We start from the raw sequence: 17,053 nt of genomic DNA, 5'->3' as shown, positions 1-17,053 counted from the left end.
GCGAGCGGAGGAAATCAAGATCATGCAAAACGCTCCTATGAATGTCCTGTTGCCTGACGCGCTGGTGATGGCCGCCATCGTCGTCGCATGGCTGAACGACACCTTTACCGGTGCTTCCGGCCGCCGCCTGACCTATCTGATCGCGGTGGTTTCGTCGGTCGTCGCCGGCGTGTGGTTCGCCGTGCAGGCGCTGGATCCGCAGCAGTACTACTTCTTCTCGCGGATGGTCGTCGTCGACTCGTTCGCGAGCATGATGAAGGCCGTCGTGTCGATCGGCTTCGCGGTCTCGCTCGTCTATTCGCGCAAGTACCTCGAAGACCGCGACATGTTCCGCGGCGACGTGTTCCTGCTGGGCATGTTCTCGCTGCTCGGTCAGCTGGTGATGGTGTCGGGCAACAACTTCCTGACGCTGTACCTCGGCCTCGAACTGATGTCGCTGTCGCTGTACGCGATCATCGCGCTGCGCCGCGATGCCCCGCAGTCGAGCGAAGCCGCGATGAAGTACTACGTGCTGGGCGCGCTCGCGTCGGGCTTCGTGCTGTACGGCATCTCGATGCTCTACGGCGCGACCGGCTCGCTCGAGCTGGGCGAGGTGTACAAGGCGGTCGGCGGCAACACCGATGCAGCCGTGCTGATGTTCGGCGTGATCTTCATCGTCGCCGGCATCGCGTTCAAGCTCGGCGCCGTGCCGTTCCATATGTGGGTGCCGGACGTCTACCAGGGCGCACCGACCGCGATGACGCTGTTCGTCGGCGGCGGCCCGAAGGTTGCCGCGTTCGCGTGGGGTTTGCGCTTCCTGGTGATGGGCCTGCTGCCGCTCGCACAGAACTGGCAGACCGCGCTCGTGATCCTCGCCGCGCTGTCGCTGATCGTCGGTAACATCACCGGTATCGTCCAGCGCAACATCAAGCGGATGCTCGCGTACTCGGCGATCTCGAACATGGGCTTCGTGCTGCTCGGCCTGCTCGCCGGCATCGTGAAGGGCGACGCGGCCGCACCGGCGAACGCGTACAGCTCGGCGATGTTCTACGCGATCGTCTACCTGATCACGACGCTCGGCTCGTTCGGCGTGGTGATGCTGCTCGCGCGCCGCGATTTCGAAGCGGAAACGATCGACGACTTCAAGGGCCTCAACAAGCGCAGCCCGGTGTTCGCGTTCGTGATGATGGTCATGATGTTCTCGCTGGCCGGTATCCCGCCGACCGTCGGCTTCTATGCGAAGCTCGCGGTGCTCGAGGCGACCGTCAACGCGGGCCTCACGTGGCTGGCCGTGCTGGCCGTGATCACGTCGCTGTTCGGCGCGTTCTACTACCTGCGCATCGTCAAGCTGATGTACTTCGATGCCCCGCAGGATACGACCCCGGTCACCGGCGATTTCTGCAAGCGCACGATCCTCGTGCTGAACGGTCTTGCAGTCGTCGTGCTCGGCCTGATCCCGAGCCCGCTGCTGACGGCCTGCCTGCAGGCGATCCGTCACACGCTGCCGCTGTAATGTCGGCAGCCGGCTGGTTCATCGTGCTGTTGGCGCTCGTGTGCGCCAACCTGCCGTTCCTGAACCAACGCCTCTTCGCCGTCGTGCCGATCGGTGCGACCAGGAAGAACGCGTGGGTTCGGATCGGCGAGCTGATCGTGCTGTATTTCGTGGTCGGCGCGCTCGGCTTCTGGCTCGAGTCGCGCGCCGGCAACCGCTTCGAACAGGGCTGGCAGTTTTACGCGATCACGTTCAGTCTCTTTGTCGTGTTCGCGTTTCCCGGCTTCACGTTCCAGTATCTCGTCAAACGACGCTGACAAGGGCCTGTCCGCGCTAATAACGAGCTTGCGAACGCGCCTTGCCGGCTGCAATGCAAGGAGTGAGGAGCGCCGTTTGGTCGCGCCAAACAAGCGACGATCGATGCCGCAGTGCGGCCGGCTAGGCGCGTTCCCCTGATTGGAAAAAATCATTCGTGGGGCTGGCCGCCAGAAGGGCCGATCGCGGCGTCATGCTCCTTGCGAATATGTCGAGTATTCGCTTCGTCGCAATCCTTGCGCTCGGCCCTTCTGGCGGCCAGCACAAGCTCGTTATTAGCGCGGACAGGCCCTTGGCCGTCGCGCTCATTCTTGGAGCCGCCGATGGCCGAACTACCCAATCACGATGCCGCACTGACCGAAACCTGCCTCGAGAGCGAGGCGATTTTCGACGGCTCGTTCCTCAAGCTCAAGCGCGATACCGTCCGTTTGCCGGACGGCAAGCAGGCCACGCGCGAATACGTCCAGCACCCGGGCGCGGTGATGGTGATCCCGCTGTTCGACGACGGTCGCGTGCTGATGGAAAGCCAGTATCGCTATCCGATCGGCAAGGTCATGGCCGAATTCCCGGCCGGCAAGCTCGATCCGAACGAAGGCGCGCTCGCCTGTGCGGTGCGCGAGCTGCGCGAGGAAACCGGCTACACGGCACGCGAATACGTGTTCCTGGCCCGGATTCACCCGATCATTTCCTATTCGACCGAATTCATCGACCTGTATCTCGCGCGCGGGCTGACGGCCGGCGAGCGCAAACTCGACGAAGGCGAATTCCTCGAAACCTTCACGGCGACGCAAGCCGACCTCCAGGAGTGGGTGCGCACGGGCCAGATCACCGACGTGAAGACGATCATCGGCACGATGTGGCTCGACAAGGTGCTGTCCGGCACCTGGCCGCTCGGCCCGGTCGTGCAGCCCTGACCGCGCGTCAGCGGCGGGTGGGGCGCCGCGTTACAATCGGGTGACGCGGCCGCTGTCCGGCCGCGCGATCCTGGTTTAGCACGATCGTTCACAAAAGCGCGTTTTGCGCTACACTCGTCAGACGCCCTGATTCAGCATGAAGGTCCTCGATTTACAGTGCCCGCACGGTCATCGGTTCGAAGGCTGGTTCGCTTCCGCCGATGAGTTCGAAGCGCAGTTGTCCCGCAAGCTGGTCGAATGTCCGGTGTGCGGGACGACCGAGATCAACCGAATGCCGTCGGCGCCTCGCCTGAACCTGTCGGGCGCGACGCAGGCGCAGCCGGCCGATCCGCGTGCGCTGCAGGCGCAGGTGATGCGCGCGCTGCGCGAGGTGCTGGAGAAGACCGAGAACGTGGGCGAGCGCTTCGCCGAGGAAGCGCGGCGCATCCATTACAACGAGGCGCCGGCACGCAGCATTCGTGGCGTCACGACGCCGGAGGATGCGCAATCCTTGGTCGAAGAAGGCATCGACGTGATGCCGCTGCCGATTCCTGCCGCGCTGAAAGAACCGCTGCAATGACGTATGCAGTGTGTCCTTGCCGGGCCGGGGACGGCCGCGGCCAGGAGACACTGCGCATGGATCTGGATTATTCCCCCGCCGACGACGCGTTCCGCGTTGACGTCCGCGCCTGGCTCGAGGCCAATCTGCCTCACGCACTGCGCGCCAAGGTACTCGATCACAAACGACTCGACCGCGAGGATTTCGCGAGCTGGCACCGGATTCTCGGCCAGCGCGGCTGGTCCGCGCCCGCCTGGCCGGCCGAATACGGCGGCCCGGACTGGAACGCGACGCAGCGGCACATCTGGGATGAGGAGTGCGCACGCATCGGTGCGCCGACCGTGCTGCCGTTCGGCGTATCGATGGTCGCGCCGGTGCTGATGAAATACGGCAGCGAAGCGCAGAAGCGCCAATATCTGCCGCGCATCCTCGACGGCACCGACTGGTGGTGCCAGGGCTATTCCGAGCCGGGCTCCGGGTCGGACCTCGCATCGCTGCGCACGCGCGCCGAACGCCATGGCGATCACTACGTCGTCAACGGCCAGAAGACATGGACGACGCTCGGCCAGTACGCGGACATGATGTTCTGTCTCGTGCGTACCGATCCGGCGGCGAAGAAGCAGGAGGGCATCTCGTTCCTGCTGATCGACATGAAGACGCCCGGCATCACGGTGCGCCCGATCATCACGCTCGACGAGGATCACGAAGTCAACGAAGTGTTCTTCGAGGACGTGAAGGTGCCCGTCGAGAATCTCGTCGGCGATGAAAACCGCGGCTGGACCTACGCGAAATACCTGTTGGGCCACGAGCGCACCGGCATCGCGCGCGTCGGCGCATCGAAGCGCGAGCTCGCATTCCTGAAGCGCGTGGCGTCGAACCAGCGCAAGAACGGCAAGCCCTTGCTCGCCGATCCCGTGTTTGCTGCCAAGGTGGCGGCACTCGAGGTCGAGCTGATGGCGCTCGAGGTGACGGTGCTGCGCGTCGTGAGCCGCGAGACGAGCGGCAAGGGGCCGGGTCCTGAAGCGTCGATGCTGAAGATCAAGGGCACCGAGGTGCAGCAGGCGCTCACCGAGTTGATGTTCGAGGCGATCGGGCCGCTCGCCGCGCCGTTCGACGTCCCGTTCCTCGCGGGCGAACGCGAACACAGCAGTGCCGGCGACGACGATGCGGCGCCGCTCGCCGCGTACTACTTCAATTACCGGAAGACGTCGATCTACGGCGGTTCGAACGAGATTCAGAAGAACATCATCGCGCAGATGATCCTGGGGCTGTGATCAGGGAACGGAGACAACCATGGATTTCAGCTTTACCGACGAGCAGGAACAGTTCGCCGATGCACTGCGCCGTTATCTTGGCGAGCAATACGGTTTCGACGCGCGCCAGGCCATCGTGCGCAGCGATGCGGGCGTGTCGGACGCGCAATGGAGCGCATTCGCGGAGCTGGGCCTGACCGCGTTGCCGGTGCCGGACGCACAGGGCGGATTCGGCGGCGGCCCGGTCGACATGCTGGTCGCGATGCAGGCGCTCGGCCGCGCGCTCGTGGTCGAGCCGTACTGGGCGACGGCGGTCGGCGTCGAGGCGCTGCGTGTCGCCGGGTCCGGGACGGGCAACGATGCCGCGCTGCTGGAAGCGGTTGCACAAGGGCAGAAGCGCCTCGCCGTTGCATTCCACGAACCGCGGGCGCGCTACGACCTGTACGAACTCGAAACGCACGCACGCGAGCAGGGCGGCACGCACCGGTTGACCGGCACCAAGTCGGTCGTTCAGCACGGCGCGCAGGCGCATGCGTGGATCGTGCCCGCGCGCGTCGACGGCGGCGGCATCGGCCTGTTCGTCGTCGAGCGGGATGCGGCGGGCGTCAAACTCGTCGACTACCGGACGATCGACGGCCAGCGTGCCGCGACGATCGAGTTGCATGAAACGCCCGCGCGGCAGCTGACGGGCGGCGCACGCGATGCGGCCGCACTCGAGCAGATTGCCGATTACGCGACCTTCCTGCTCTGCGCGGAAGCGGTCGGCGCACTCGACGAACTGAACCGCGCGACGGTCGAATACACGAAGACGCGCGAACAGTTCGGCGTGCCGATCGCGCGCTTCCAGGCGCTGCAGCACCGGATGGTCGACATGCTGATTCACGCGGAGCAGGCGCGCTCGCTGACTTACCTGGCCGCCGTGCGTTACGCGGGCGGCGATGCCGACGCGCGGCGCAAGGCGGTGTCGGCCGCGAAGGCGCGGGTCGGCGCGGCCGCGCGCTTCGTCGGCCAGCAGGCCGTGCAACTGCACGGCGGCATGGGCGTGACCAACGAGGTCGCCGCCGCGCACCTGTTCAAGCGGCTGTCGATCATCGAGACGACACTCGGCGACACCGATCATCACCTTGCGCGCATCGCGGCCCTGCCGGATTTCGCGCAGACCGACGCGGCATGACGGCGACGCGCGAGCGCGCCAGAGGAGATAGACAGTGGGTATCAGTTACGAAGATCTGGAAGTCGGCAGTACGACCGAAATCGGCCGCTACACGTTCGAACCGGACGACATCAAGGCGTTCGCGCAACGCTACGATCCGCAACCGTTCCACCTCGACGAAGCGGCCGGCAAGGCATCGCCGTTCGGTGGACTGGTTGCGAGCGGCTGGCATACGTGTTCGGTGTTCATGAGCCTGCTCATCAAGAAGCTGGGACCGGATTCGACCAGCATGGGCTCGCCCGGCATCGATTCGATCCGCTGGCTCAAGCCCGTGCGTGCCGGCGACACGATCACGATGTACCAGAAGGTCCACGACAAGCGCGTGTCGGCGAGCAAGCCCGATCGCGGCATCGTGTCGACGGAGTGGATCGGCCTCAACGGTGCCGGCGACACGGTGATCACCGTGCATACCAAGGTGATCTTCGGCCTGCGTCATCCGCAAGGAGCGGACGCATGACGGACGTGACATTGCCGCTGATCGCGTCGACCCAGGCGCTGCATGAGCGGGTCGGCGCGGAACCGCTCGCGAGCGGCTGGGTCGAGCTCGACCAGCGTCGGGTCGACGGTTTCGCCGACGCGACCGGCGATCACCAGTGGATTCACGTCGATCCCGAGCGCGCGCGGCGCGAGTCGCCGTTTGGCGGCCCGATCGCGCACGGCTTCCTGACGCTGTCGCTGATTCCCGCGCTGATGACCGATGCGATGCGCTTCGAGCAGAAGATGGGGGTGAACTACGGACTGAACCGCGTGCGGTTCCTGAAGCCGGTGCCGGTCGGCGCACGCGTGCGCGCGCTGTTCGCGGTGAAGGAAACCGCGGCGGCTGCGCAGGGCGGTGTGCAGGTGACGTGGTCGGTGTCGGTGCAGGTTGAGCGTCCTGATGCGCCGTTGCTCGTTTGCGCGGCGGAATTCATTACGCTGCACTACTTCTGAGGCGCGCAGCGGCATCGACGGATGCCCCTGTGTCTCACGGCGCGTGCTGCTTCAGTGCTTCGCGTATTGCGTCGCGCCGAACAGCATCTCGCGCGCCTTGTCGTCTTGCAGCGGCTTGCGCAGCGACGCGAGGACTTCGACGCCGCGCCGCACGGCCGGACGCGCGGCAATCGTTTCGTGCCAGCGCTTCACATTCGGCAGTTCGTCGAGCACGATGCCCTGGTTCTGCCACGAACGCGTCCACGGGAACGTCGCAATGTCCGCGATCGTGTACGTGTCGCCCGCGAGATAGTTGGATTCGCCGAGACGTTTTTCCATCACGTTGTACAGGCGCTTCGCTTCGTTCGTGTAGCGATTGACCGCGTACTCGATCTTCTCCGGCGCATACAGCCGGAAGTGGTGCGCCTGCCCGAGCATCGGGCCGACGCCGCCCATCTGGAACATCAGCCATTCGAGCGTCGCGTAGCGCGCGGCCGGCTCGGTCGGCAGGAACTTGCCGGTCTTTTCCGCCAGGTACACGAGGATCGCGCCCGATTCGAACAATGAGATCGGCTTGCCGCCGGGGCCGTCCGCGTCGACGATCGCGGGGATCTTGTTGTTCGGGCTGATCTTCAGGAATTCGGGCGTGAACTGGTCGCCTGCACCGATATCGACCGGATGCGCACGATACGCGAGGCCCGTTTCCTCGAGCATGATGTGTACCTTGTGGCCGTTCGGGGTCGCCCAGCTGTAGACGTCGATCATCGTCAACTCCTTTATTGCATGCGCGAAAACGGCGCCGACAGGGCGCCGCGACAGGCGGTCATTAGAGCATGGATCGATGCGGGTTGCAGGCGACGGAAACGTGCGGCCGCGCGCCTGCACGCGCGTGTCGCTGCGGCGACGGCAATGCCGTTCGAGCAGCGGGCGCGCGCCGGATCAGCGCTTGAAGCGCGGCTGGCGTTTCTCGAGAAACGCGGTAATGCCTTCGAGCGCGTCCGTGTGATGCAGCGACGCGACGAAGTGATCGCGCTCGGTGCCGAGATGCGCATCGAGCGGCTGCGCGATTGCATCGTCGAGCAACGATTTGATACGCGTCAGCGCGTTCGGCGAGATGCCGGCAAGCGAGTCGGCCCACGCGAGCGCGTCGGACAGCGCGGCACCGGGCACGGCGAGCCGATTGACGACGCCGAGCGCGTGCAAGCGCTCGGCCGCGATGGGCTTGCCCTCGAACAGGATTTCGGCGGCGAGCGCTCGCGGCAGCGCACGCGCGAGGAACCACGAGCCGCCGCCGTCGGGCGTGAGGCCGACGCGTGCGTACGACATCACGAACTTCGCGTCGTGCGCGGCAACGATCAGGTCGCACGCGAGCGCGAGCGAGAAGCCCGCGCCGGCCGCCGCACCTTCGACAGCCGCGATCACGGGTTTCGTCGCCGCGCGGATCGCCGTGATCCACGCGGCGAGCTGATCGATGCTGTCGGCCTGACAGGACGGATCCTTCGAGCGGTTGTCGAGCAGCCGGTTCAGGTTGCCGCCCGCGCAAAAGAAGCGATCGGCGCCCGTGAGCACGACCGCGCGGATTGCGGGATCGCGCTCCGCGGTGGCGAGTGCTTCGACGCCGGCCGCATACATGTCGGGATGCAGCGCGTTGCGCGCGCCGGGATTGGATAGCGTGAGGACGAGCGTCGATTCGCTCTCGGGCGGACGCGAGGCCAGCAGTTCAGCACTCATGCGAGCGTGTCTCCATCGAATGGCAAGGCTGCGGCACCGCATGTCACGCGGGCTCGTGCACATGCCCGTGAGGATACTGCCGCAGCGGATGTATTGTTGTCGTGACGGACGCGAAACTGCTTTAGACTAGCACGAACGTGCTTTTCGGCGTGACGCATCCCGATGCGGCCGGCATCGCTGCGGCCGCGCATCAGCAACGAAGGAGACTCCGATGCTACAGCTGTGCGGTATTCCGTTGTCCAACTATTACAACAAGGTGAAGTTCGTCCTGCTCGAACATGACATCCCGTTCGAGGAATCGGCATGCAGCCTGCCGATCAGCGATCCGGCACTGCTCGCCGATTCGCCGCTCGGCAAGATTCCGTTCGTGAAGACGGAAGAGGGCGCGCTGTTCGAGTCGCAGGTGATCATCGAGTATCTGGCGGCACGTTATCCTGACAAGGCCATTTTCCCTGCCGGACCGTTCGCGGCCGCGAAGGTGCGCGAACTCGTCGAGACGCTCGAGCTGTATCTCGAATGGACCGCGCGCGAGGTCTATACGGAAGCGTTTTTCGGCGGCAAGGTCAGCGACGGGATGAAGGCGCACGTCGAGAAGCGCCTGCCGCGCGCGATCGATGCGTTCAAGCGGATGGCGCGGTTCTCGCCCTACGTGCTGGGTGACACATTCAGTCTTGCGGACATTGCCGCAGCGATCCATCTGCCGGTGATCGGGATGGCGACGAAGGCCATCTTCGGCCGCGACTTCCTGCTCGATGCCGGCGTCGACTGGAAGGCGCACGCGAAGCTGGTCGGCGAGCGGCCGGCCGCGCAGCGCGTGGCGGCCGATCGCAAGGCCTATATCGAGGCAACGAGCGCCGCGCGTTCGTAAGCGCGGCACGGGCGCGGTGTCGTGCCGCGCCCGGCCGACCATGCGAAACCTACAGGCGCGCGAGCCGTTCGAGCGCGGAGGCGAGTGTGCTCTCCTGTTTCGCGAAGCAGAAGCGTACGACGCCCGATTCGTGCGGCGCGTGATAGAACGCCGACACAGGAATTGCCGCCACGCCGATCTCCGACGTGAGCCACTTCGAGAATTCCGCTTCGGGCAGGTCGCTGATCGCCGAATAGTCGACGCACTGGAAATACGTGCCAGGGCACGGCAGCAGCTTGAAGCGCGTGCGTTCGAGGCCGGCGCGGAAGAAGTCGCGCTTCTGCTGGTAGAAGTCGGGCAGCGTCAGGTACGGTGCCGGATCTCGCAGGTAGTCGGCGAGCCCGATCTGCATCGGTGTGTTCACCGTGAACACGTTGAACTGGTGGACCTTGCGGAACTCCGCGGTCAGCGCGGCAGGCGCCGCGACATAGCCGACCTTCCAGCCCGTCACGTGGTAGGTCTTTCCGAAGCTCGACACGATGAAGCTGCGCGCGGCCAGTTCCGGGTAGCGTGCGACGCTCTCGTGCCGCGCGCCGTCGTAGACCATGTGTTCGTACACTTCATCCGACAGGATCAGCACGTTGGTGCCGCGCACGATCTCGTCGAGCTTGCGCATGTCGGCCTCGCGCCACACGGTGCCGGTCGGGTTGTGCGGCGTGTTGATCATGATCATCCGCGTCTTCGGCGTGATCGCGGCGGCCAGGCGATCGAACGGGATCGCATAGTCGGGCGCTTCCAGCGTGACGAACACGGGCTTGCCGCCGGCGAGCTCGATCGACGGCAGATAGCTGTCGTAGGTCGGCTCGACGACGATCACTTCGTCGCCCGGATGCACCGCGCACAGGATCGCCGTCAGCAGTGCCTGCGTCGCGCCGGCCGTGACCGTGATCTCGGTGGCCGGATCGTAGCGCCGGCCGTAGACCTGCGCGATCTTGTCGGCGATCGCGTCGCGCAGCGGCGCGACGCCCGCCATCGGCGGATACTGGTTGTGACCGTTGCGCATCGCGGCCGCGACCGCGTCGATGATGCGCGGGTCGCAATCGAAATCCGGGAAGCCCTGGCCGAGGTTCACGGCGCCTTTCTCGGCGGCCAGCGCACTCATGACCGTGAAGATCGTGGTGCCGACGTTCGGCAGGCGCGAGGGGAAAACGGGAGTCGTAGGCATGTCGGAAGGAGCGTTCATCGATACGGTCGCAAGCGGGTGGTGCCGGGCCCGTCAGGCCGGCGTGATGGTGGTGGCCGACGCGGCATCGAGCGCGCAGGCTTCGGTAAACGGCGCGGGCTGCGCGATCCGGAAGCCGAAGTCGCGAGCGGTGCGCTTCGCGAGCTTGAGCAGCGCTCGGTCCTTCGACACGAGCCATTCGGCCTGCGCGGCGCGCGCGAGTTCGAGAAACTTCTGATCGTCGCGGTCCTTGCACTTCGGCAGCGGCGGCGCGTCGGCGTCGACGGGCGGCGGCTCGACGAGGCTCGTCAGGCGAGCGACGGTCGCGAGCGCTTCGGCTTTATCGATTGCGCGGGCCTGGAATTGCGGGTAGTCAAGCACGAGCGCGAGTTCGTTCAGGCAGCGGCCGTCGATCACGGCGGCCAGCGTGCCGCGTTCGAGCGCAGCCCGGATCGGGCGTGTGGCAGGGTCGTCGAATACGAGTATGTCGATCCAGACGTTCGAGTCGAGCACGACGCGTTGTGCGGCATGCGGGGCGAGGGAGCGGGTCATTCGTTACAATCGGTGGTTTTCGTCTGACCGCAAGGCACGGCGTGCCAGCGAGCCTCTATGATAATCGTTCTCTCCCCAGCCAAATCCCTCGACTACGATACGCCCGCCCACGTCCCGTCTTACACGAAGCCTGCATTCGTCGACGACGCGTCGGAACTGATCGATAGCCTGCGCAAGCTGTCGCCGCAGGACATCTCGACGCTGATGGACATCTCCGACCCGCTCGCGCGCCTGAATTTCCAGCGCTATGCGGACTGGTCGCCGACCTTCACGACGGCCAATGCGAAGCAGGCGGTGCTCGCGTTCAACGGCGACGTGTACGAAGGGTTCGATGCCAAATCGCTGTCGGCCGCCGATCTCGACTATGCGCAGCAGCATGTGCGCGTGCTGTCGGGCCTGTACGGGCTGCTGCGTCCGCTCGACCTGCTGCAGCCGTATCGGCTCGAGATGGGTACCCGTTTCGCGAACGCGCGCGGCAAGGATCTGTATGCGTTCTGGGGCGACCGGATCACGCGGGCACTGAACGAGCAGCTCGAGACGCGCAGCGGCGCGGCGCGCGTGCTGGTCAACTGCGCGTCGACCGAGTACTTCAAGTCGGTCAAGCCGAAACTGCTGGCCGCGCCGATCGTCACGCCGGTGTTCGAGGACTGGAAGGGCGGCCGCTACAAGATCATCAGCTTCCATGCGAAGCGCGCCCGTGGCCTGATGGCGCGCTATATCGTCGAGAACCGCATCGCCGAGCCGGCGGCGCTGAAGGATTTCGCGGTGGAAGACTACGCGTTCGATGCCGCTGCGTCGAACGATTCGACTTACGTATATCGCCGGCGAATCGGCGAGTGACCAGGCCGGCCGTTCACGAGACGGCTGGCGCATGCATGAGGCCGGACACGCGGCAAACCGCCCGTTCCGGTCGATATTGGAGAGACAGATGACCCTTTCGATCACCAGCAATTTCGACGCGGGCGCCATCGACGTCGTGTCGTGCGACAGCCCGGACGCGATCCGGCTGCGCGTACGCGGCGACAACCGCTCGGAATTCGCGCAATGGTTCTACTTTCGCCTGACGGGCGCGCGTGGCGAGCGGTGCGTGATGTCGTTCGAGAATGCGGCCGAATGCGCGTATCCGTCGGGGTGGCGCAACTACAGCGCGGTCGCGAGCTACGACCGGGTCGACTGGTTCCGCGTGCCGACGTCGTTCGACGGCAAGACGATGACCATCGACCATACGCCCGAGTTCGACAGCATCTACTACGCGTATTTCGAGCCGTACTCGGAAGAGCGTCATGCGGCGTTCCTCGGCGCGGTTCAGCAATTGCCGCAGGCGAACGTCGTCGAGCTCGGCCGCACGGTCGAAGGCCGCCCGATGTCGCTGCTGACGCTCGGCACACCGGACGTCGACGGTGCACCGAAGAAGAAGGTGTGGATCATCGCGCGCCAGCACCCCGGCGAGACGATGGCCGAGTGGTTCGTCGAAGGGCTTGTCAAGCGGCTGGCCGGATGGGGCGACTGGGCGGGCGATCCGGTGGCGCGCAAGCTGTACGACCGCGCGACGTTCTACATCGTCCCGAACATGAATCCGGACGGCAGCGTGCACGGCAACCTGCGCACCAACGCGGCGGGCGCGAACCTGAACCGCGAGTGGATGGAGCCCGATGCCGAGCGCAGCCCCGAAGTGCTGGCCGTGCGCGATGCGATCCATGCGATCGGCTGCGACATGTTTTTCGACATTCACGGCGACGAGGACCTGCCGTATGTGTTCGTCGCGGGTTCGGAGATGCTGCCGCGCTTCACCGGGCAGCAGGGCACGGAGCAGACCGCATTCATCAATGCGTTCAAGGTCGCGAGCCCGGACTTCCAGACCGAGCACGGCTATGCGGCGACCAAGTACAAGGAAGACGCGCTCAAGCTCGCGTCGAAGTACATCGGCCATCAGTTCGGCTGCCTGTCGCTGACGCTCGAGATGCCGTTCAAGGACAACGCGAACCTGCCCGACGAGCGGGTCGGCTGGAACGGTGAACGGAGCGCTGCACTCGGTGCGGCGATGCTGGCGGCAATCCTGGTGCACGTCGAGACGTTCGCGTAAGCGCGTCGTCGTCGATACGAAAAAAAGCCGGCGCATCGTGCGATGCGCCGGCTTTTTTGCTTCTGTCGTTGCCGCTCCGTCGTATCAGGACTTCTTTGCTGTCTTCTTCTTCACGGCTTTCTTCTGGCCGCTTGATTTCTTCGTCGCGACGGCTTTCTTGCCGGTGCGGCCGGATGCCTTGACCTTGCCGCGGTGCGACTTGCCCTTGAACTTCTTCGTCGACGACGACGGGCGCTCGACGCGCGGCTTCAGCGGCGGTACGGGATCGTTCCAGCTGAACGCAAGCATTTGCTGACCGACGTAGCCGCAGCGGAATTTCAGCGGTGTCGGGTCGCTGCCGTCGGTGTGGACGCCGAGACCGTCCACGGTGACGATGTTGTCGACCTTCACGCGCTGCTTGCCCTGATCGAACGAATCGTTCCACGGCGTGATCGTCGCGTTGCCGCTTTCGAACGCGTTCGGCGCGAAGTCGACACGGTCGAAGGCCGACGACGTACTGGCGATGAAGCTGCCGTGCGCCGCACAATCGGCGACGATCGGATCGGCATGCATCTCGTTGACGAATTTGTTGATCAGTTCGGAGCGCTGGTCGAGGAGGTCGGCGAATACCGGTGCCGGAAGCGCAAGTGACAGGCCCGCGACACAGGCTGCCAGCTTGCCGAGCGCCCGGAAAATCCGGAGCGAGGCAGGTGAGCTGTCCATCTGGTTATTGGTGAGGAGCGAATGAGACATCGGGCACGTATAGATGCCCGATGAAGAACAGGAGTTCAATCTTAGCGTAAAAAAGTTGTGCGGCAGTAGATGTCGCACTCTCCCACGCTGCGGAAGCGGATTGTCGCGTGCATCGATCGCATCGGGACCCGCGCGTTCAGGCGCGGGGGCCGCCGAGGCGATAGCGCCGAACGTCGAACGTCGTGACCCACGCCGGACGATAGACGGCGATGAGCGCGGTGGCCATGCCGGTGAACCACGCTTCGCCCAGCGCGAGCAGCGCGGTGTTCAGCAGATAGCCGGCGGGAATCACGACGGGCACGCCGTCCGCGAGCGCGAGCTGGACACCGGCCGCGGCCGCGGCGACCGCGACGATCGCGATGGCCGGTGACAGGAATCCCTGGCCGGTGATGAACGACGCGAGGTTGTGCGGGAGCCACGCGATCGCGGCACGTTGCAGCAACGCGGACACGGCGACCGGTAACGCGCCGTAGATCAGATAGGTGAGGCCGATGCCTTGCCACGGCGCATCGAAGACGATCGCGGCGACGGCCGTGACGACCCCCATCGCGAGCAGCGCAAGCGTCCAGTCGAACAGCGTGACGAGCAGCGTCGCGCCGAGCAGGTGCATGACGATGCCGTCCTCGAGCCATGCATTCGAGGCCCAGAGCACCGTGATCGCAGTGACGAGCGCGAGCCACACGTGCTGGAGCGTTGCGTCCTGCAGACGGACGAAGGGACGATTCCAGAGCGCGAGCACGAGCAGCGCCACGGCGGCGATCCAGCCACCGATGCCAACCCAGAGCGGAAGCGGTGTGAAGAGAAAACCCATGGGTCCATATTACTCGTTGAGCATCAAAGGTGGGAATCCGCACATGTCGACCGTCGCAATATCGATACTGTCCGATCAGCTCTCGCGCCGAAACCGCGCCGTCGGTTCGGCCGCGAGCGGCAGGTCCCGGGTGCCGGCGTTCGCGGCAGGCAGCGGGTATGGACGGTCGCTCCGTTGCGTGCGCAGCGGGACCCGGCCGCGTTCGCCGATGACGGGCTTGCTGGCGCGATCACGGTTCGCCAGCAGCACCTCGAGATGGGGTGACAGCCAGCCGTTGTAGATCGCGACTGCGGCGGCGCGGTTTGCCGCGCCCAGCTGCTGGAAGATGCTGGCGAGGTGGATCTTCACGGTGCCTTCGCTGATGCCGAGCGTGCGGGCGATCATCTTGTTGGTGCTGCCCATATGGACGAAGCGCATGATCTGCGCCTGTCTCGGCGACAGGAGACTGCTCGGCGGGCGGCGCGGCAGCGATTCGGCGAGCGTCTGGAAATGGGCGTCGTGGCGTGCCGCGGCGGCGGAGGGCAGCAGGCTGAGCGCGATCGGCGGGATGTAATGGCCACCCAGCAGAACCATTTCGAGTGCCCGCACGATCAGGTGCGGCCGTGTGGAGTGCGGGATCACGCCCGCGACGCCATAGTTGTAGAAGCGCTGGATGGCTTCCGGGGTGGATTCGTCGATCAGTACCGCGGCGGGTGTCGGCGAGCAGGCGCTGCAGAGCGCCTGGAGTTCGCTGTGCCGGCCGACGTCCAGCCAGTCGATGGCAACGAGGTCGAAACGTTGGGTGCGCAGCAGCCGGCGCGCCTGGAAACCATCGGGCGCATCGTTGATGCTGGCGTGACGGTCGATCTGCCGCAGCAGGGCCTTCAGTCCGTCACGCCGTTCGGCGTCTGAGTTCAGCACCAGGAACCGCATATTCAACCTCCGTAAGGTGAGTCATTGCGCTGCCGTTGGCATGCGTTGGATCCGATAATGACAAAAACCTTACACGATGTCTGCTTGGCTGAAAGGCTTAGGAAAAGTCTGAAATTTCGCGTGACGGGAAATGCGGGCGATAAAAAAGCCGCTCCGGCTGGCACCGGGAGCGGCTTCGTCGGGCAGGCTCAGCGGGCCTGCGGTGTACGATCAGTGAAAGTGCGGCTGGGCGGGTGATGCGTCTTCCGGCATTTCCGCGTGGACGATCTCGCCGAGCGGATCCGCATAGAGCGGCACGCCGCAATCGTCGCAGTACTCGGGCTCGAAGCGGCCTGCGTGCCGGCGGACGTCGGTTACGCCGCATTCCTTCAGCAGACTCACGATCTCCTCGAGCGGCCCTTCGATCGGTGCTTCGCCTTCGAGCGTCGCGCTGTCGATCGACACGTCGCCGTTCTCTCGGCCGTAGAGCGGCCATACAACGCCATAGATCACGTCGTTGCTGGCGCGTCGCGTGAAGCCGACGCGATACTCGTCGATCCGGCGCTCGCCGAAGCCCGCGACCACGGCGCGCAGCTCTTGCGGTGCCGCACCAAGTGTGTCGAAAAGATAACGGATGGCCGTTCGGACCGTGTGCGGACGGATGCGCTCGTCCGCATCACGGCAGGCCGAATAGTACGCGTCCGGAAGCAGGCATTCGAACTCGCAGCCGGGGAGGGCAACCGACAGGTTCGGGCCGCCCTGGGCGGTCCATTGCTCGAGGCACTGACCGCGTTCGATCCGGTTGCCGTGCTCTTCTTCCTGCCAGCGGAACAGCGGTGCGCCGGCCGGCGCGGCGACGACGGCGAGCAGGAAGCGCGGGTCGGCCAGGATCGGCGAGGTTTCGGGCAGGTCGCCGAAGCTGAGCTTGGCGGCGTGCTGGCCGAGCGCCGCGTGCGCGAGCTGCTGGGCGAGCCGGTAGGTCTCGACGTGGTGGCGCGGCAACTGGTCGATGCTGTACAGGAACGGGGCCAGCCCGACGAGCGTGCCGGTGGCGAGCACGTGCGCCTGCAGGTGCGTGCGCAGTGCGTCGGCGACGTCGCCTTTCAGCGGGCCCGACGGAATCATGTAGCGCGTCCAGGCGAGAACGGGAACGGCGACCAGCAGCGCATCGTACGGCTGGCCGTCGTGCTCGACCACCATCGATTCACTATGCGTCTCGGCCATGTCGGCGAGCGCGCCATAGGCATCGGGGTGGTTCTGCTGCAGATGGTCGAGTGCCGCGTCGAGCGTGGTCTGGTTGCCGTTGCGAACGATCTTGGCGAGCAGCGCGTCGAGCTTCGCTTCCCAGAAGCGATCCTCGATGCGGCTGCCCGAGGCGAAGAGCGCAAGCGACAGACCGACCAGTTTGTCGGCGTCGGGGGGGAGACGTTTGGCGATTCGCTGGCGCATATTAAATACGTATAGAAAGAGGCGAAGAACCTCACATTCTAGTCCGTTCTTTGCACCATAAGCGGTCTCGTGCTGCGGCATGGCCGGAAGGCCGAATCGGCGGGGCTGAAGAAAAATCCATC

General features: G+C 65.3%; 19 protein-coding genes. 11 read left to right on the top strand and 8 right to left on the bottom strand.

Translation table 11 applies throughout. The features are described from left to right. The first annotated feature begins 37 nt into the window (after positions 1–37). The 8 genes from nuoN (at position 38) to U5771_RS13340 (ending at position 6,634) form a co-directional block, all read left to right on the top strand. A complete protein-coding gene (gene nuoN / locus U5771_RS13375) occupies positions 38–1,492 on the top strand; it encodes an NADH-quinone oxidoreductase subunit NuoN (RefSeq protein WP_322024534.1) in 1,455 nt (484 codons plus the stop codon). Continuing rightward, the gene (locus U5771_RS13370) at positions 1,492–1,788 is read left to right on the top strand and encodes a DUF2818 family protein (RefSeq protein ID WP_321820491.1); all 297 of its coding nucleotides are present in this window, start codon (positions 1,492–1,494) and stop codon (positions 1,786–1,788) included. Before nuoN ends, U5771_RS13370 begins: the two co-directional genes overlap by 1 nt. A 321-nt stretch (positions 1,789–2,109) precedes the next feature. Further along, positions 2,110–2,700 carry an NUDIX hydrolase gene (locus tag U5771_RS13365; protein ID WP_322024423.1) on the top strand — a complete coding sequence of 197 codons (591 nt, stop codon included), beginning with the start codon at positions 2,110–2,112 and terminating at the stop codon, positions 2,698–2,700. A 136-nt stretch (positions 2,701–2,836) separates the two neighbouring features. Continuing rightward, on the top strand, positions 2,837–3,259 hold the full coding sequence (locus U5771_RS13360) for a DUF1178 family protein (protein WP_006750470.1): 423 nt from the start codon (positions 2,837–2,839) through the stop codon (positions 3,257–3,259). A 56-nt stretch (positions 3,260–3,315) separates the two neighbouring features. After that, positions 3,316–4,512, top strand: coding sequence for an acyl-CoA dehydrogenase family protein (locus U5771_RS13355; protein ID WP_322024422.1), 1,197 nt, complete (start codon positions 3,316–3,318; stop codon positions 4,510–4,512). 19 nt (positions 4,513–4,531) lie between these two features. Next, a complete protein-coding gene (locus tag U5771_RS13350) occupies positions 4,532–5,665 on the top strand; it encodes an acyl-CoA dehydrogenase (protein WP_322024421.1) in 1,134 nt (377 codons plus the stop codon). Positions 5,666–5,699: 34 nt separating this feature from the next. Further along, complete coding sequence (locus tag U5771_RS13345; protein ID WP_322024420.1) at positions 5,700–6,161, top strand: MaoC family dehydratase; 462 nt, start codon at positions 5,700–5,702, stop codon at positions 6,159–6,161. After that, positions 6,158–6,634 (top strand): MaoC family dehydratase, encoded by a 477-nt coding sequence (locus U5771_RS13340; RefSeq protein WP_322024419.1) that lies wholly within the window; start codon positions 6,158–6,160, stop codon positions 6,632–6,634. Before U5771_RS13345 ends, U5771_RS13340 begins: the two co-directional genes overlap by 4 nt. Before the next feature lie 51 nt (positions 6,635–6,685). Here the strand turns inward: U5771_RS13340 and U5771_RS13335 are convergent, their stop codons facing one another. After that, a complete protein-coding gene (locus tag U5771_RS13335) occupies positions 6,686–7,378 on the bottom strand; it encodes a glutathione binding-like protein (protein ID WP_322024418.1) in 693 nt (230 codons plus the stop codon). 174 nt (positions 7,379–7,552) lie between these two features. After that, positions 7,553–8,344, bottom strand: coding sequence for an oxepin-CoA hydrolase, alternative type (locus U5771_RS13330; protein WP_322024417.1), 792 nt, complete (start codon positions 8,342–8,344; stop codon positions 7,553–7,555). Between the two features lie 211 nt (positions 8,345–8,555). Between U5771_RS13330 and U5771_RS13325 the strand changes: the two genes are divergently transcribed. Further along, complete coding sequence (locus tag U5771_RS13325; RefSeq protein ID WP_322024416.1) at positions 8,556–9,212, top strand: glutathione S-transferase; 657 nt, start codon at positions 8,556–8,558, stop codon at positions 9,210–9,212. Positions 9,213–9,261: 49 nt separating this feature from the next. Here the strand turns inward: U5771_RS13325 and U5771_RS13320 are convergent, their stop codons facing one another. Next, positions 9,262–10,434 (bottom strand): pyridoxal phosphate-dependent aminotransferase, encoded by a 1,173-nt coding sequence (locus U5771_RS13320; RefSeq protein WP_322024415.1) that lies wholly within the window; start codon positions 10,432–10,434, stop codon positions 9,262–9,264. Positions 10,435–10,467: 33 nt separating this feature from the next. Next, the gene (locus tag U5771_RS13315; protein ID WP_322024414.1) at positions 10,468–10,965 is read right to left on the bottom strand and encodes a putative toxin-antitoxin system toxin component, PIN family; all 498 of its coding nucleotides are present in this window, start codon (positions 10,963–10,965) and stop codon (positions 10,468–10,470) included. A gap of 57 nt (positions 10,966–11,022) precedes the next feature. Here U5771_RS13315 and yaaA point away from each other — a divergent pair, with 57 nt between their 5' ends. Continuing rightward, positions 11,023–11,805, top strand: a complete 783-nt coding sequence (yaaA, locus tag U5771_RS13310; RefSeq protein ID WP_322024413.1) for a peroxide stress protein YaaA — start codon at positions 11,023–11,025, stop codon at positions 11,803–11,805. 88 nt (positions 11,806–11,893) lie between these two features. Further along, positions 11,894–13,048 (top strand): M14-type cytosolic carboxypeptidase, encoded by a 1,155-nt coding sequence (locus U5771_RS13305; RefSeq protein ID WP_322024412.1) that lies wholly within the window; start codon positions 11,894–11,896, stop codon positions 13,046–13,048. An 84-nt stretch (positions 13,049–13,132) separates the two neighbouring features. Here the strand turns inward: U5771_RS13305 and U5771_RS13300 are convergent, their stop codons facing one another. The 4 genes from U5771_RS13300 to U5771_RS13285 all read right to left on the bottom strand — a co-directional run bounded on the left by U5771_RS13300 (position 13,133) and on the right by U5771_RS13285 (position 16,931). Continuing rightward, positions 13,133–13,780 carry a BspC domain-containing protein gene (locus tag U5771_RS13300; RefSeq protein WP_322024533.1) on the bottom strand — a complete coding sequence of 216 codons (648 nt, stop codon included), beginning with the start codon at positions 13,778–13,780 and terminating at the stop codon, positions 13,133–13,135. A 136-nt stretch (positions 13,781–13,916) separates the two neighbouring features. After that, positions 13,917–14,591 carry an energy-coupling factor ABC transporter permease gene (locus U5771_RS13295; RefSeq protein ID WP_322024411.1) on the bottom strand — a complete coding sequence of 225 codons (675 nt, stop codon included), beginning with the start codon at positions 14,589–14,591 and terminating at the stop codon, positions 13,917–13,919. A gap of 75 nt (positions 14,592–14,666) precedes the next feature. Further along, positions 14,667–15,503, bottom strand: coding sequence for a response regulator transcription factor (locus tag U5771_RS13290; protein WP_322024410.1), 837 nt, complete (start codon positions 15,501–15,503; stop codon positions 14,667–14,669). Positions 15,504–15,713: 210 nt separating this feature from the next. Then, complete coding sequence (locus U5771_RS13285; RefSeq protein ID WP_322024409.1) at positions 15,714–16,931, bottom strand: DUF2863 family protein; 1,218 nt, start codon at positions 16,929–16,931, stop codon at positions 15,714–15,716. Positions 16,932–17,053 lie beyond the last annotated feature (122 nt).

The organism is Burkholderia sp. BCC1977 (assembly GCF_905339595.1).
Lineage (GTDB): Bacteria > Pseudomonadota > Gammaproteobacteria > Burkholderiales > Burkholderiaceae > Burkholderia.
Note: the sequence above shows the minus strand (reverse complement) of the source record. Positions and strands in the feature narration are given on the sequence as shown.

Bases quoted from the DNA above. Each gene is read 5' to 3' on its own strand.
- nuoN (WP_322024534.1), top strand. From the start codon at position 38: ATGAATGTCCTGTTGCCTGACGCGCTGGTGATGGCCGCCATCGTCGTC.
- U5771_RS13370 (WP_321820491.1), top strand. From the start codon at position 1,492: ATGTCGGCAGCCGGCTGGTTCATCGTGCTGTTGGCGCTCGTGTGCGCC.
- U5771_RS13365 (WP_322024423.1), top strand. From the start codon at position 2,110: ATGGCCGAACTACCCAATCACGATGCCGCACTGACCGAAACCTGCCTC.
- U5771_RS13360 (WP_006750470.1), top strand. From the start codon at position 2,837: ATGAAGGTCCTCGATTTACAGTGCCCGCACGGTCATCGGTTCGAAGGC.
- U5771_RS13355 (WP_322024422.1), top strand. From the start codon at position 3,316: ATGGATCTGGATTATTCCCCCGCCGACGACGCGTTCCGCGTTGACGTC.
- U5771_RS13350 (WP_322024421.1), top strand. From the start codon at position 4,532: ATGGATTTCAGCTTTACCGACGAGCAGGAACAGTTCGCCGATGCACTG.
- U5771_RS13340 (WP_322024419.1), top strand. From the start codon at position 6,158: ATGACGGACGTGACATTGCCGCTGATCGCGTCGACCCAGGCGCTGCAT.
- U5771_RS13335 (WP_322024418.1), bottom strand. From the start codon at position 7,378: ATGATCGACGTCTACAGCTGGGCGACCCCGAACGGCCACAAGGTACAC.
- U5771_RS13330 (WP_322024417.1), bottom strand. From the start codon at position 8,344: ATGAGTGCTGAACTGCTGGCCTCGCGTCCGCCCGAGAGCGAATCGACG.
- U5771_RS13325 (WP_322024416.1), top strand. From the start codon at position 8,556: ATGCTACAGCTGTGCGGTATTCCGTTGTCCAACTATTACAACAAGGTG.
- U5771_RS13320 (WP_322024415.1), bottom strand. From the start codon at position 10,434: ATGAACGCTCCTTCCGACATGCCTACGACTCCCGTTTTCCCCTCGCGC.
- U5771_RS13315 (WP_322024414.1), bottom strand. From the start codon at position 10,965: ATGACCCGCTCCCTCGCCCCGCATGCCGCACAACGCGTCGTGCTCGAC.
- yaaA (WP_322024413.1), top strand. From the start codon at position 11,023: ATGATAATCGTTCTCTCCCCAGCCAAATCCCTCGACTACGATACGCCC.
- U5771_RS13305 (WP_322024412.1), top strand. From the start codon at position 11,894: ATGACCCTTTCGATCACCAGCAATTTCGACGCGGGCGCCATCGACGTC.
- U5771_RS13300 (WP_322024533.1), bottom strand. From the start codon at position 13,780: ATGTCTCATTCGCTCCTCACCAATAACCAGATGGACAGCTCACCTGCC.
- U5771_RS13295 (WP_322024411.1), bottom strand. From the start codon at position 14,591: ATGGGTTTTCTCTTCACACCGCTTCCGCTCTGGGTTGGCATCGGTGGC.
- U5771_RS13290 (WP_322024410.1), bottom strand. From the start codon at position 15,503: ATGCGGTTCCTGGTGCTGAACTCAGACGCCGAACGGCGTGACGGACTG.
- U5771_RS13285 (WP_322024409.1), bottom strand. From the start codon at position 16,931: ATGCGCCAGCGAATCGCCAAACGTCTCCCCCCCGACGCCGACAAACTG.